The 15,207-nt window shown below is 31.5% G+C and carries 13 protein-coding genes and 1 other RNA gene; 2 read left to right on the top strand and 12 right to left on the bottom strand.

Annotated features, from left to right (window positions below; genetic code table 11):
* Positions 1-85: 85 nt before the first annotated feature.
* The 8 genes from AC1Q7N_RS02775 to AC1Q7N_RS02740 form a co-directional block, all read right to left on the bottom strand.
* Complete coding sequence (locus tag AC1Q7N_RS02775; RefSeq protein WP_001830929.1) at positions 86-964, bottom strand: 5'-3' exonuclease; 879 nt, start codon at positions 962-964, stop codon at positions 86-88.
* Positions 965-982: 18 nt separating this feature from the next.
* Positions 983-4,420 (bottom strand): dynamin family protein, encoded by a 3,438-nt coding sequence (locus tag AC1Q7N_RS02770; RefSeq protein ID WP_001830977.1) that lies wholly within the window; start codon positions 4,418-4,420, stop codon positions 983-985.
* 376 nt (positions 4,421-4,796) lie between these two features.
* Complete coding sequence (locus AC1Q7N_RS02765; RefSeq protein WP_001831317.1) at positions 4,797-5,435, bottom strand: SDR family oxidoreductase; 639 nt, start codon at positions 5,433-5,435, stop codon at positions 4,797-4,799.
* Between the two features lie 167 nt (positions 5,436-5,602).
* Positions 5,603-6,739 (bottom strand): THUMP domain-containing class I SAM-dependent RNA methyltransferase, encoded by a 1,137-nt coding sequence (locus AC1Q7N_RS02760; protein WP_001831166.1) that lies wholly within the window; start codon positions 6,737-6,739, stop codon positions 5,603-5,605.
* 190 nt (positions 6,740-6,929) lie between these two features.
* Positions 6,930-7,313, bottom strand: an RNA gene (gene rnpB, locus AC1Q7N_RS02755) — RNase P RNA component class B.
* A 68-nt stretch (positions 7,314-7,381) separates the two neighbouring features.
* Positions 7,382-7,720 (bottom strand): cell division regulator GpsB, encoded by a 339-nt coding sequence (gene gpsB, locus AC1Q7N_RS02750; protein WP_001831034.1) that lies wholly within the window; start codon positions 7,718-7,720, stop codon positions 7,382-7,384.
* A 13-nt stretch (positions 7,721-7,733) separates the two neighbouring features.
* Positions 7,734-8,300: an SLOG family protein gene (locus tag AC1Q7N_RS02745; RefSeq protein ID WP_001831285.1), complete on the bottom strand. Its 567-nt coding sequence runs from the start codon at positions 8,298-8,300 to the stop codon at positions 7,734-7,736.
* 11 nt (positions 8,301-8,311) lie between these two features.
* Positions 8,312-8,644 (bottom strand): YppE family protein, encoded by a 333-nt coding sequence (locus AC1Q7N_RS02740; RefSeq protein WP_001831244.1) that lies wholly within the window; start codon positions 8,642-8,644, stop codon positions 8,312-8,314.
* Positions 8,645-8,987: 343 nt separating this feature from the next.
* Here AC1Q7N_RS02740 and recU point away from each other — a divergent pair, with 343 nt between their 5' ends.
* Complete coding sequence (recU, locus tag AC1Q7N_RS02735) at positions 8,988-9,614, top strand: Holliday junction resolvase RecU (RefSeq protein WP_002476769.1); 627 nt, start codon at positions 8,988-8,990, stop codon at positions 9,612-9,614.
* Positions 9,611-11,842 carry a transglycosylase domain-containing protein gene (locus tag AC1Q7N_RS02730; protein ID WP_001831032.1) on the top strand — a complete coding sequence of 744 codons (2,232 nt, stop codon included), beginning with the start codon at positions 9,611-9,613 and terminating at the stop codon, positions 11,840-11,842. Before recU ends, AC1Q7N_RS02730 begins: the two co-directional genes overlap by 4 nt.
* A 189-nt stretch (positions 11,843-12,031) precedes the next feature.
* On the opposite strand, the gene AC1Q7N_RS02725 is transcribed toward AC1Q7N_RS02730, so the two are convergent.
* From AC1Q7N_RS02725 to asnS, 4 genes are all read right to left on the bottom strand, one after another.
* Positions 12,032-12,364: a YpoC family protein gene (locus AC1Q7N_RS02725; protein WP_001831277.1), complete on the bottom strand. Its 333-nt coding sequence runs from the start codon at positions 12,362-12,364 to the stop codon at positions 12,032-12,034.
* A 4-nt stretch (positions 12,365-12,368) separates the two neighbouring features.
* Positions 12,369-13,028 (bottom strand): endonuclease III, encoded by a 660-nt coding sequence (nth, locus tag AC1Q7N_RS02720; RefSeq protein WP_001831179.1) that lies wholly within the window; start codon positions 13,026-13,028, stop codon positions 12,369-12,371.
* Complete coding sequence (locus AC1Q7N_RS02715) at positions 13,018-13,704, bottom strand: DnaD domain-containing protein (protein WP_001831014.1); 687 nt, start codon at positions 13,702-13,704, stop codon at positions 13,018-13,020. Before AC1Q7N_RS02715 ends, nth begins: the two co-directional genes overlap by 11 nt.
* Before the next feature lie 92 nt (positions 13,705-13,796).
* Positions 13,797-15,089: an asparagine--tRNA ligase gene (asnS, locus tag AC1Q7N_RS02710; protein ID WP_002439780.1), complete on the bottom strand. Its 1,293-nt coding sequence runs from the start codon at positions 15,087-15,089 to the stop codon at positions 13,797-13,799.
* Positions 15,090-15,207: the final 118 nt, after the last annotated feature.

The raw sequence follows: 15,207 nt of genomic DNA, 5'->3' as shown, positions 1-15,207 counted from the left end.
AATATTTATATTTTTAGTGGAGATGCTAATTGATATTAAAAAAACCAATGAACAATATCTAAATGAAATGTTCATTGGTTTATGGTTAGAGGTGAGTTGCAATATATTTACTTGAAACGTATAGTTCATGTTCATTACAAATGGATAAAATCTCATTTAGTGTATGAGCATATGTCATCTCTTTAAAAAGTTTGTCTGTTTCAATTGGAACTTTGGTATATATTTCTGCGAGTGATTTTGATAAATGCAGATGATTTAAATTATTTGTTATTTTTTTCTGTTGAGCGGGAGTTAATGATGATAAATTGTTCACTACATTTTCGACAGTTCCATGATTTTGAATTAATTTAATTGCTGTTTTTTCACCTATCCCTTTTACACCAGAATAGCCATCTGCTGTATCACCCATAAAAGCTTTAACATCTATTAATTGTTGAGGATTAAGCCCGTATTCATCAATGAAACGATCAAGCGTGTAACGTTGATAGATTGTAAAACCTTTTTTTATAAGCCAAACTTCTACATTATGATTAATGCATTGGAGTAAGTCTCGGTCTCCGGTAATGATATAAACTTCATGTTCTTGTGAATATGTTTCCGCTAAACTGCCAATAATATCATCAGCTTCATAATTACGCTTACCAACATTTACAAAACCAAACTGATGGGATATTTCTTTAACATAATCGAATTGAGGAATAAGTTCATCAGGAGGTGCTGGGCGATTTTGTTTATAGCCATCATACATTTCATTTCTGAATGTTTCTTGCCCCATATCCCAACAAACTGCTACGTGAGTAGGTTCGATTTCCTTGATAGCGCTAAAAATATGTCTTACAAAACCTTGAATACCATTTGTAGGAATTCCTTTAGAATTGTACATAAATTGATTGTGTAAGCTTGTTGCATAAAAATGTCTAAATAATAAAGCCATTCCATCAACGAGCAATACTCTTTGAGGCATTTTTAATCCTTCTTTCTACTATAAAATATTGTCTAATTGTGTCGTTTTCAATTCTAGTTGTTGTATTAATGTATCATCGATAGTGAATGAAAGTAACTCATCAATTTGTTGTTGAATGGATGTCTCCAACATTTGAAATTGATGTTCGGCAAGTTGAGTCATCTCATGGATATAATCATTTAATTGTCGGCGCAATGAGTTCAAATCATCTTGTAATAATTCAAGAGTTTGATTAGCTATGTGTACTTGTATATCCTTTTGTGACTTTGGATTAACTATTTTACGTTTAGTTAACTGTTTTGGTAGTGATTGCAACATTGAATTAAGTTCAATTTGAAGTAACGCCGTATCAACCAGTGATGGCTCAACATTAAATTTTGCATTTATAATAACATGAATCTGATTTAACTTTTTCATGACTGGTAGGATTTGTTCTTCTAGTTGTGAATTAAAATATTTTTTAATCCTTTCTGTGATAAGTGATTGCTCTAAGAATAAGCGTTGATGAATTTGATCTAAATATATTTTAGTTGAAATTTTCTTTTCCTCATTAAAGTCGTTATTTTGTGTCATCTGACTATTAAACACAGATTTAACCTCATCTAAAAGTTGTAGTTTTAACCGTTCATTTAGATGATATACTTGTTCTTCTACTTCATTGAAAGTACGTTGTGCAGTTGTATCAATCAACTCTTGATTTAATAGGGTTTGGTTTTTATAGTGATTTAATTTATGTTGTCTAGCTGATAATTTTGCGTTGTCATCGTGAAAATCTTTAATCATTTTTTTAAAGGAGTTATTCATTTGTTGCAATTGATAAGTCATCTGCTGCTCTAAAATTGTTCTAGATTCAACCTTTGCAAAGTATTGTATACTTTCTCTTAATTCATTTATGCCAATGTTATTCCCATTTAAACTTTGACGACTTGAAACACTATATATATCAGAGTGTAAGTTAACTTGCCCCAGTGCATCTGCAACATAATCCTCAACGGCTTGTATATCCTGTTTATCTTCAGCTAGGTCAACCGCATTAATTATCATTTTAAAAGCTTGATTTTCATTTAATTGATTCATATCTTTCATATGTTCGATAAAGGCTTTGTCGTTATCTGTAAATGAATGATTGAAGTAAGTTACATACAAAATAAGGTCAGAAGAAGTGAGAATTTGTTCAGTTTCATTCGTGTGTCTTTGATTATTGGAATGTAAACCCAGTGAATCAATAATGATTTTACCCTTAAGCCAATCTAAAGGTAGCTTAAGGTGTACAGTTTTCACGAAAGTGGCATACTCATCCTCGGCACTCCACTTTTTAATTTCTTCAAGCGATACTGTGTGTATAAGTGAATGTTCTAGCATTGACGTGTACATTTCATAATGTTTCTCAATTGCACTAATAAATGCAAGTTGGTTCTTTTCTAGTTTCGATTTTAACTTCTCTAAATCGCTCTTAATAAAGTTGTCTAAGGTGTTAAACGATATTTCATAAAATTCTAGTACATGATTAACTTCCTCTAGTAATTGCTCTTTAGATTTTAATGTGATTTGACTCTCTTTACCATATGATAATTCCGTCGTTGCCGCTGTTGTTGGATTAGGAGAACTAACTAAATAGTTATCACCTAGTAGAGCGTTGATTAAGCTGCTTTTACCTGCGCTAAATGTACCAAAAACACCTACTTTTGTTATTTGATTATCGAGTCTCAGAATGGTATCGGTGATATCTTGTTTAGTGCGATCAAATAATGGTACATCTTTAACGATATCTAATGCACGCTTAATATCTTGATTAGATGTAACAAACTCGTTACGATGTTGTGTCTCATGTTTACGATGATAAGCAGTTGAATTTTCTTGTTTAAGTTCAAAATGAGTCTCTGTTCTTCCAATTAATTTATCTAAAGAATCGTCTAAATGGATATAGTAATGTTTGTAGTTGTGGGATGTAAGCGAATCCTTTAATGTGTTAAGTTCAATGTATCTATCATATTCATACCTATCTTCATTTTCATCACTCGATAATTCATTAACTTGTACATGATTGACAGCTTCTTCAAATAGTGGTGTTGACTCATTTTCTATTTTTTTATTCAAAGCTTTTATAACTTCATCTGAAAATGTTAAAACGTATGTGTTGCTAATGCTCGTTTGAGTTTGATATAGCTCTGATATAAGTGACGGAACGACGTCATATTCTTGATTTAGTATTTTTTCATTCACAGCATGTTTATTTATGAATCTAGTTAAAAATGACATATCTTCACGAAGTGGTTGTCGTACTTGTTGATTAACTTTCTCTTGCAATTGAGTGGTCGCCTCATTAAGTCGTTTGATTTGTTCTTCTTCTTTTTTCTTCCTTTTATTAAAAAATCCATTCACTTTAAAATCAGTTGCCATGCTTTCTAAATAATTCCGTAAAGATTCACGCATATCGTACGTCATGATATAAGCATTATCTAATATATCTTTACGCTTCTGTTTTAAATAATTAAATAATTGATTAGAGTCATTGAGCAATTGTGCTTCTGCGCTGACTTCTTGATTTTGTTGAAATTGAATATATGCTTCCTCGAATTGTTCTTCATTAATTTGAAGGGTGTCAAGAATAGATTGCATTTCATTTTGGATGTATATGTATTGTGCGTCGGTAATGAATTGAATTGTTCTATTAACATAGTCTTCTGTTGATTCACGATGTTGATCCATAAATACTAGAAAATTTGAAAGTTTGTCAATTTCATTCTGTGGATGATCAAACTTTGAAACGTAATAAGTATCTTGAAGTTTGATATCCCAGTCTTTGATTGATTTTTCGACTCTTGATTTAAAAGTTTCAAATGTAATTTCTTCTTCATTATGTTTATCAATCTGATTAATCACAAAAATAATTGGTATACCAACTTCATTAATACGTTTCATAAATTTAAAGTTCAACGCTGATTGGACATGATTATAGTCTACTGTATAAAACAACAAGTTACTTGTATACATAAATTGCTCTGTACTCGACTGATGCGTTGCAACGTTAGAGTCAACACCCGGTGTATCTTGAAATGTAAACCCTAGATTAAATTTGTTTGATGGAAAATTAATTTCTATCGATTCTACATCGACATTTTGTCGATTCATTTGTTTAACATCGTTGTACGTTTTTAATTTTGTATATTGTTGTTGCGTAAGATTGGCAATGATTTCGTCTTCCTTGGCTACTGAAACGATAGCTGTATTGCTCGTTGTTGGTACTGGAGAACTTGGTAGTATATCTTGTTCTAATAACAAATTAATTAACGTTGATTTTCCAGCTGAGAAATGTCCTACAAATGTTGCGGTGTATTGATTTAAATAAACTTTTTTTATTACTTGATTAATGGTATTAATTAAAGGTCTGTTATTAGATTTTTCCAATTCTTTTTTTAATTTATATAAAGTATCTAATTGTTCATTTATTGCCATAAGTATTACCCCTTTAGTTCAGTGATAAATCACAGTATTTTTACTCGATTAAAGTAACAAAATCAGAATTCAAAATTATTTGAAAGGTAAATTAAATTTAAATGAAAAGTATCTGTAGCTAAATGATTATTGTGACTTTCATCAAAGATATTAGAAGTATAATAAATGAATTCTATCTTGTTTTTATAATTGAATGAAAGATAATCCCCTGTTTGAATTTAAGTAATATTGTACAATTTATTTTATGATAATTAGCAATAAATTCAAAAAAATAAGGCAGCCATGATGACTTGCCCTAAATTTAAGCTTATTTATCTATTTCAAATTCTATCATAATATTGATTGAAAACCCATGCATGTAGATACAAACTTTATACTAATTGAACCAAGCAGGTTTATTACCTTCTGTATTAGGTTTATTCACACCAATATTTTCTTTAGAGTGTAGTTCTGGGTTTTTGGCAATTTGTACTGCTAAAGATGCTACACTTTTACGTGATACTTCAGTACCTTTAAATGTTTCGTTCTTTGCTGTGATCTCATATACATTTTCATTTTTATCTGTAAGCCAGCCTGGACGTATTATTGTGTAATCTAAATCTGAATTTTCTATAATATCAGATGCTTTGCGGTAGCGATTCAATTTTTCGCCAAATTGTTCTTTATTCCATTGATTGAATGGTTCTGGTAGTTCATCATAAATACCAGGAGCTGCTACAAAAATCAGTCTCTTAACATTTTTGTTATCCATGGCTTTTACGATAGTTTCAGCTTGTTTATCAAGTGATCCCGATAAACTTGCAAAAACAACATCAACATTGTTTAAAGCACTTTCTAAATCCTCAATATTTTTAGCGTCTCCCTCATAAACTTTAATTCTATTAGAGGCGTAATCAGGTATACGATGCGCATTTCTCAAAAATAAATCAACATTAAATCTTGAGTTCTCTAGGAAAATTTTTGTCGCTTCGATAGATACTCTACCATTTGCGCCTACAATCAAAACAGTCTTCATATTTAAAAGCCCCTTTCTAATTAAAATATGATACATTTTTAGTATATGACTTATTTTTTAATAAAATTAAACACTCCTATTTAACTGTACTACAGTCAAGATAAGAGTGCGAATAAATAGTACTTGAATAATTACTATAATTACACAAGTATTATAAAATGTAAAATTTAATTTTTATTACTTTGCTTTTTACCCCAATACTGATAGTACGTACATTCAATATACCCGTTGAACAACTTACGTCTTTTAGTCGCTTTTCGATTAACTAAGTATTCAAATTCTTTGTTACTTGTTAATATGTAGGCCGATAAATGAGGATGTTGTTTCAAAAGTGTACCTATATAACGATACATTTCTTCAACTTCTTCACGATCTCCAATTCTTTCACCATACGGTGGATTGCCAACAAGTGCTACAGGCTTGTCGGTATCAATAGACAAAGTATTCACATCTTTAACATTGAACTGTATGATATCTCCGAGACCAACTTCTTCTGCATTACGTTTTGCAATTTCAATCATTTCTGGATCAATATCAGAAGCATATACTTGTATGTCTTTATCATAGTCAGCCAATTGATCAGCTTCATCACGAAATTTGTCATAAATATTAGGTGGCATCATATTCCATTGTTCAGATACAAAATCCCTATTAAAACCAGGTGCAATATTTTGTGCAATAAGACATGCTTCAATAGCAATGGTGCCTGAACCACAGAAAGGATCAATTAAAGGTGTGTTACCATTCCAATTTGCTAAACGAATGAGGCTTGCTGCCAATGTTTCTTTAATGGGTGCTTCACCTTGAGCAATGCGATAACCTCGCTTGTTGAGTCCAGAACCAGCAGTATCAATGGTCAATAATACATTATCTTTTAATATTGCTACTTCTACAGGATATTTGGCGCCTGTTTCACTTAGCCATCCTTTTTCTTGATGAGCATGCTTAAGTCGTTCTACTATAGCCTTTTTAGTAATTGCTTGGCAGTCAGGTACACTATATAATGTTGATTTTACACTCCGCCCTTGAACCGGGAAATTACCTTCTTTGTCAATTACGGTCTCCCATGGTAATGACTTTGTTTGCTCAAATAATTCGTCGAAAGTAGTAGCATTGAATCGACCCATTACAATTTTTATTCGGTCTGCGGTACGTAACCATAAGTTACATCTAACAATAGCACTTTCATCACCTTCAAAAAAGATACGACCGTTTTCTACTTGTGTATCGTAACCTAATTCTTGTATTTCTTTAGCTACAACTGCTTCTAATCCCATTGGACATACTGCTAATAATTGAAACATGACCGAGTCTCCTTTTAATTTATTGAATCAATATATGTATAATTTTAATATTTATAAGTATTAATTAATTTGATTTTGAAGCGGAAAACCATAAATGTAAAGTGTATATTGTAATAAATTATTCTAAATCAATTATGATTTCAATTAAAAAAGCTCTCCATAATTGGGAGAGCTAAACTAGTGATGATATTTCTGTAAGCCATGTTCTGTTCCGTTGTACTCATAATGTGTACTAGTTACACTGGTACGTCGGTGGTAACCATCTGTCTACATATTTTTACTTTCGCGTAAAAATCGTCTCGTCTATACGTTGAATTCCGCTAAACAAGTGCTCCTACCCAATTTGGATTGCTCACTCGAGGGGTTTACCGCGTTCCACCTTTTATATTTCTATAAAAGCTACGTCACTGTGGCACTTTCAAACTATTCTAACCATATCCAATGACTTAGGTTATTTCATTGCCGTCAAATTAATGCCTTGATTTATTGTTTCATCAAGCACGAACACTACAATCATCTCAGATTGTGTGAGCATGGACTTTCCTCTATATTGCTATAGCGATTACCCGAAATATCACTTTTGAGATTATAACATAATTTTAAGTATAAAGTCATAAAATTTATACGAAATAAGTAAAAATTTTATTTGCCGAATACTGCTTTTTCAAGGTTTGAAATACGTTTTAAAATATCTACATTATTTGAAGCACTGCTTGAATTATTTGAAGAAAAGTTTTTATTGTCTTGTGGTCTTGATGTAGCAACACGTAATCTTAATTCCTCAAGTTCTTTTTTTAATTTGTGATTTTCTTCAGAAAGCTTTACTACTTCATTGTTCATATCCGCCATTTTTTGATAATCTGTAATGATATCATCTAAAAAAGCGTCTACTTCTTCTCTTCTATAGCCTCTTGCCATAGTTTTTTCGAAATCTTTTTCATAAATATCTTTCGCTGATAATTTTAATGAAACATCTGACATCTTTTTTTCCACCTCATTCGAAACTTTGATCTTGAGACCACTGCAAGTCGTTGATGAAGTCAGTGAGTTCATCAAACGTCACAATATCACAAGTATAGTTTGTTTTTTCCATAAATTCAACTAACATAGCCTTAAAGTATTTAGGGCTTGCCTCTTGTTCATCATCATAAATTAAAATAGTGTAATCGGTATGATCAAGCATGAATTGATCTGCTTGTTTAAATTGATAGGCACCCATATACTCAGTGTGATGAATGCTTTCAGTAAAATCGGCTTGTTGTATAATATTTGTATACTTAGCTTGATTCTTATCATTCCATCGTTGTGTATGACCTATAAATGGCGTAATTATACCTAGTTTAATATCTGGGAAGTCTTTTTTTAGTTCAATCACTACTTCAGCAGACCATAATTCTATACCCATTTGTCCTTGTATCAATACCCACTCTAAACCTTCATCTAAAAGATGTTTTAATTTATGAGCTATAAATTGCTTTAAATAATATACTTCTGGCGCATCGTCTTTATAGATATTCAGTTCAAAAGATTTATAACCAGTAATATAAACAGTTTTAACCATTTTTTTCCTCACTAAACATAATTCGATAAAATATTTTTTAAATCGTACTGGGCACTTTTAAGTTTTTCGACAAATAATTTACGGCTCGTTCTAGGAAAATGACAATCTACAGAAAGCTTTTGTATATTTAATATCAATATATCTAACTTTTGTTGGCTCATATATTGTGTTTCTGTAATGCTTTTTGAGTAACAGTTGAGTGCCTCTAAATGATTATCAATATTTTTGACATAGGGTTCAACATCTTTATAAAAATCGAATGAACCGCCATTAATTTTTACATGTTGATACCTATAATTCATTTCATCAATATCCTCTAACAATTGTTTAATGATTTGATACATTTAGATGCCTCCTACTTAATTAATTTAACATATTATAAATCCGAAAGTCATGGAAATATACATAGAGTAAAAAATTAGAAAATGATATTTTTGGTTTGTTAAATTCTATTAGTAATACTAAATAAAAAAATATGAAATTTATGGAATTTTATTAACTTGAAGATTACATTTATCTTTCATTTATGAAAGAAATCGTGACAGATTGGCATAAGCAAGTTAAAATAGTGATTGATGTATGTTTTCTTTGTGACATATACATTCAAATACGATAGTTTGTTTTAATTTTATAATTTTAAATAATCATTTAGTATAAAATAGGAACAAACTTGTGTGGTGAATTATGATGAATTATCCAAATGGTAAACCATACTCTAAAAATAAGCCTTTGGACGGACGTAAGAGTTCGCCATTTTCAAGTAATATTGAATATGGTGGACGAGGTATGACACTAGAGAAAGATATTGAACAATCGAATACTTTCTATCTTAAAAGTGGCATAGCAGTTATTCATAAAAAGCCGACTCCGGTTCAAATAGTTAATGTTCACTATCCGAAACGTAGTAAGGCTGTAATAAATGAGGCTTATTTTCGCACTCCTTCAACAACTGATTATAATGGTGTCTATAATGGATATTACATTGATTTTGAAGCTAAAGAAACTAAGAACAAAACTTCATTTCCACTCAATAATATTCATGCACATCAAGTAGAACATATGAAAAATACATATCATCAAAAAGGAATTGTCTTTTTAATGATACGTTTTAAATCACTTGATGAAGTGTATCTTTTACCCTATTCAAAATTTGAAAAATATTGGCAAAGATACATTAATAATATTAAAAAGTCGATAACTGTTGAAGAAATTCGGAAAAATGGTTACCATATTCCTTATCAATATCAACCAAGATTGAATTACCTCAAGGCAGTTGATAAGTTGATATTAGATGAAAGTGAGGACCGCGTATGACGGAAAATAAAGGGTCTTCCCAACCTAAAAAGAACAACAATGGGAAGTCCAATGGAAAAAAGAATAGGAATGTAAAGAGAACGATTATTAAGATTATAGGTTTTATGATTATTGCCTTTTTCGTTCTATTGCTACTCGGTATCTTGTTGTTTGCTTATTATGCGTGGAAAGCTCCAGCATTTAGCGAATCAAAATTAGATGATCCAATTCCAGCAAAGATTTACGATAAAAACGGAGAACTTGTAAAAACACTTGATAACGGACAGCGACATGAACATGTGAATATCAAAGATGTTCCTAAAGACATGAAAAACGCTGTTTTAGCTACTGAAGATAACCGTTTCTACCAACATGGAGCATTAGATTACAAACGTTTATTTGGTGCCATTGGTAAAAACTTAACAGGTGGATTTGGTTCGCAAGGTGCGTCTACACTTACACAACAAGTTGTAAAAGACTCATTCTTGACACAACAAAAATCTATCGGTCGTAAAGCACAAGAAGCTTATCTTTCTTATAGATTAGAACAAGAGTACAGCAAAGATGAAATATTCCAAGTTTACATGAATAAGATTTATTATTCGGATGGCGTTACTGGAATTAAGGCCGCCGCTAAATATTACTTCAACAAAGATATGAAGGATTTAAATTTAGCTGAAGAAGCTTATCTAGCTGGTTTACCTCAAGTTCCTAACCTTTACAACATTTACAACAATCCTAAGGAAGCTAATAATCGTAAAGATACTGTGCTTTATCTTATGCATAAACATAACCGTATTAATGATAAACAATATGCGGATGCGAAGAAGATTGATCTTAAAGCTAACTTAGTTGAACGTACTAAAAAAGAACGTCAAGTCACTGGAAATGAAAAAAATCCTGAGTATGATTCTTACGTTAATTTCGTTCAATCTGAATTAATGAATAACAAGTACTTTAAGGATAAAAATTTAGGTTCAGTTCTTCAAAGTGGTATAAAAATTTATACTAATATGGATAAAGATGTTCAACAAACGTTACAAGATCGAATTAACAATGGTTCTTTCTACAAGAATGAAGACCAACAAGTTGGTGCAACAATTCTAGATAGTAAAACTGGTGGATTAGTTGCGATCTCAGGTGGACGTAATTATAAAAATGTTGTTGAAAGAAACCAAGCTACTGACCCTCACCCTACTGGTTCATCATTAAAACCTTTCTTAGCTTATGGACCTGCAATAGAAAATATGAAGTGGTCAACAAATCATGCGATTCAAGACGAATCATCATATTGGGTAGATGGTTCTCAATTCAAGAACTATGATACGAAAGGCCATGGAACAGTTTCTATCTATGATGCATTGCGTCAAAGTTTCAATATTCCAGCTTTAAAAACTTGGCAACAAGTTAAAAGTCAAGCTGGTAATGATGCACCTCAGAAATTTGCATCTAAATTAGGATTGGATTATAGTGGCAAAATTGGACCTTCTGAAGTATTAGGTGGATCTTCATCAGAATTCTCACCTACTCAACTAGCTTCCGCTTTTGCAGCAATAGCAAATGGTGGTACTTATAATAACGCGCATTCAATACAAAAAGTTGTTACTCATGAAGGAGATACAATTGAGTATGAACATACGAGTCACAAAGCTATGAAAGACTATACATCATATATGTTAGCTGAAATTCTTAAAGGTACATTTAAAGCATATGGTTCGGCTTATGGACATGGTGTGTCAGGCGTAAACATGGGTGCGAAAACTGGTACTGGTACGTATGGACAAGAAATATACGAAAAGTATAATTTACCTGATAATGCTGCCAAAGATGTTTGGATTAATGGTTTCAGTCCAGAATATACTATGTCGGTATGGATGGGCTTCAATAAGGTTAAACAATATGGAACAAATTCATTTATCGGTCATTCAGAACAAGATTATCCACAATACTTGTATGAAGATGTGATGTCTAGTATCTCATCTAAAGATGGTGAAGATTTCAAAAAGCCTAATGATGTACAAGGAAGTTCACCGGACAGTCTATCTGTATCAGGTCATTCTGATAATAATACTACTAACCGTAGTGTTCATGGAAGTAGCGATACATCTTCTTCATCAAATGGTGGCTCTAACTCAGCATCAAGTGGAAACAACTCGAATAGTTCGAATGGTACCAGTCAAGGTAACTCAGGCAATGCATTTACACGTCTGTTCAATTTAAACTCTATATTCGATTATAAAGTTTCATAAATAAATAAACTTAAAGCTCCAATTTCAAGAAAATGAAATTGGAGCTTTTTCTGTCTTAGAAAAGTAAATTTAGCATGTGCAATAATAATCTAAGTTCTCTAGTTATTAATTAATTTGATTAACTACATTGTATGTGAAGTGTAAATGTTGATATAGGTATAAAATCGAATAATTAAAATTAAGTATAATTTATTTTTGTTGACGTTGCTTTCTAATTAGATAAGATGCATTCATTTTTATTAATTCTGATTTCAATGTTTTCATTTGACGATAGCCCATAAAATGGTGTTTACGTGCAACCATATAATGATAGCGTTCATCAAAATTCATTGGAACTACTGGATATGTATCGAGTTGATTAAAATGAATTTCATCTATGTTATTTATTTGTTTAAAATAATTAATAATTAAATCGAAATAACTATCTAAAAGTTCCCTAGCTTCTGGTGTTTTGAGTTGTTTATTACTTGCTAGTTGATCAAGTTGGTCCTCTATATGATTGAAATCCTGTTTTTCAATCATATCATCACGCCTCCTTTATCTTTGCTTTATGTCGTTTTTGTCCTTCTCTACAATCATTTAACAGCGGACATATCTCACATTTAGGTTTTCTAGCAAGACAATGATATCTCCCAAAAAATATTAATTGATGATGGCTTTTATTCCATCTATCTCTTGGGATAATATCACATAATCGATCTTCTACTTGTCTTACACTATCTTTCCAACGATTAATTCCCAAACGTTTAGAAACTCTCTCAACATGAGTATCGACAGCTAAAGAAGGTTCTCCAAATGCGACACTCATTACAACATTTGCTGTTTTACGCCCCACTCCAGCTAGACTCTCTAATTCTTTATGTGTTTGTGGGATTTGACCATTAAATTGTTCAATTAAAGAGTGGCATAATTTTTTTATATTTTTGGCTTTATTGCGATATAATCCAATAGAGCGTATATCATTTTGTAATTCTTCATCACTCACATTTAAATAATCTTCAGGTGTTCGATATTTTCTAAATAATGATTGAGTGACACGATTGACTAGATTATCAGTACACTGTGCTGATAATAATACAGCTATTGTAAGATCGAATGCATTTCTATGGTTTAATTCGCATTCTGCATTAGGAAACATATCTGCTATAACGTCAATCATTTGTAATGCTTTTTTCTTACTTATCATTAGGATTCTCTCCATTCAACCAGTCAAATTTAGGCACCTTTTTAACAACATGTTTCATTTTTGGTTTGTTAAACTGTTCTCTTATTTTCTTTGAATCGTCAACTGTTTTCACATTATTCTTTTTCCAATTTAATAAAATACGATCAATATATTTAAAACTAAGTTTATTTTGGCTAAGTGCCTCATCAAGAGCGGCTTGTATAACTGATAAGTCATGGTGATCGACATCAATCCACTGATTTAATGTTTCAATTTCATACGGCGATAGTGGTCTGCCGAACGATTGCTCAACTATCTGAAACAATTGCTTAAACTGCTCTTTTTTATCTTGTTCCTCATGTTTTAAGTATTGATGTTTTAATAATTGATTTAATTTGTGATAGAAGGGATCCAAATTCATGTATTCAGTGAATTTACCTTCTTCGTCTTTACTAACATTGAGTTCTAATAATTCTCTTTGAATTAAGTTTTGTATTACGGAAGTAATTTGACGAGGTTCCATAGTTGATCCTTTTTGAAGAAATTCAATAGAAGGTTGCTTATTAGAAGTTTCAGATGCATATAAAAGTTTTATCAAAATAACTAAATCTTGTTCATCCAAACCTAACTCTGAATAATGATCAAACAATTCTCGTCTTATAACAACAGGTCTTGTTTTTAATTGAATTAGATCCATAATATTACTACCTCCTATTTAAAATGAACGTCCAGCCTTAAAGTGACTGGACGTTTCAAAATGGCATTTTGAACATAAATATGAATAATCAATTATGGATATAAGCGATTAAGTAAACGTGGGAATGGGGATGTTTCACGAACATGTTCAACTCCAGAAATCCAAGCTACTGTTCGCTCTAAGCCTAAGCCAAAACCACTATGTGGTACGCTACCATAGCGACGTAAATCTAAATAATAGCTATAACTTTCCTCATCCAATTCGTGCTCATTAATGCGTTGTTCTAATAATTCTAAATCATTAATACGTTCGGAACCACCAATAATTTCACCGTAACCTTCAGGCGCAATTAAATCAGCACATAATACTGTATCTTCATTGTCTGGATTTGGTTGCATATAGAATGGTTTAATTTTAGTTGGATAATTTGTAATGAATACTGGTAAATCATAGTGATTAGCGATGGCTGTTTCATGAGGTGCACCAAAGTCTTCACCCCATTCAATATCATCGAATCCCTCTTTTTTCAAGAATTCGATAGCATCATCATAAGAAATTCTAGGGAAAGGTGTAGCAACTTTTTCTAGTTTAGTTGTATCTCTATCTAAAGCTTTGAGTTCTAATTGGCAATGATTTAAAACAGATTGAACAATGTGAGACACATACTGTTCTTGTATTTCTAAGCTTTCTGCATGATTTGTAAAGGCCATTTCTGGTTCAATCATCCAGAATTCAATTAAATGACGGCGTGTTTTAGATTTTTCTGCACGAAAAGTTGGGCCAAATGAAAAAACACGTCCGTGAGCCATTGCGGCTGCTTCCATATACAACTGCCCACTTTGTGATAAGAATGCATCTTCATCGAAATATTTTGTATGGAATAACTCACTTGTTCCCTCTGGTGCACTTGCTGTTAAAATAGGTGGATCAATTTTAGTGAAGCCATTTTCATTGAAAAACTCATATGTTGCACGGATAATTTCATTTCTTATTTTCATGACAGCATGTTGTTTTTTTGAACGTAACCATAAGTGACGATGATCCATTAAAAATTCTGTTCCATGATTCTTTGGTGTAATAGGATAATCGTGTGCTTCATGTACAATTTCGATTGATTTAACTTGCATTTCGTAGCCTAAATCAGAACGATTATCTTCTGTAATCGTTCCTGTGATGTATAAAGATGATTCTTGAGTTATATCTTTTGCTAGTTGAAATGTTTCTTCATCTACTTCAGATTTTACTACTACTCCTTGCATAAATCCTGTACCATCGCGTAATTGTAAAAACGCTATTTTACCACTTGAACGTTTATTAGTTAACCAAGCACCAATTGTTACTTCTTGGTTAAGATGTTTTTTCGCTTGTTTAATCGTAGTTTTCATAACCAAACTCCTATATTTTTCTTTTTAAATACTTATTTATTTTAACAAAATATGTCTTTAACTTCTACAAGTTGAGTAACTGGAATCATTCGATATTATTTATTATATATTTCTAAAA

The organism is Staphylococcus sp. GW823-FHT05F06 (assembly GCF_058795495.1).
Note: the sequence above shows the minus strand (reverse complement) of the source record. Positions and strands in the feature narration are given on the sequence as shown.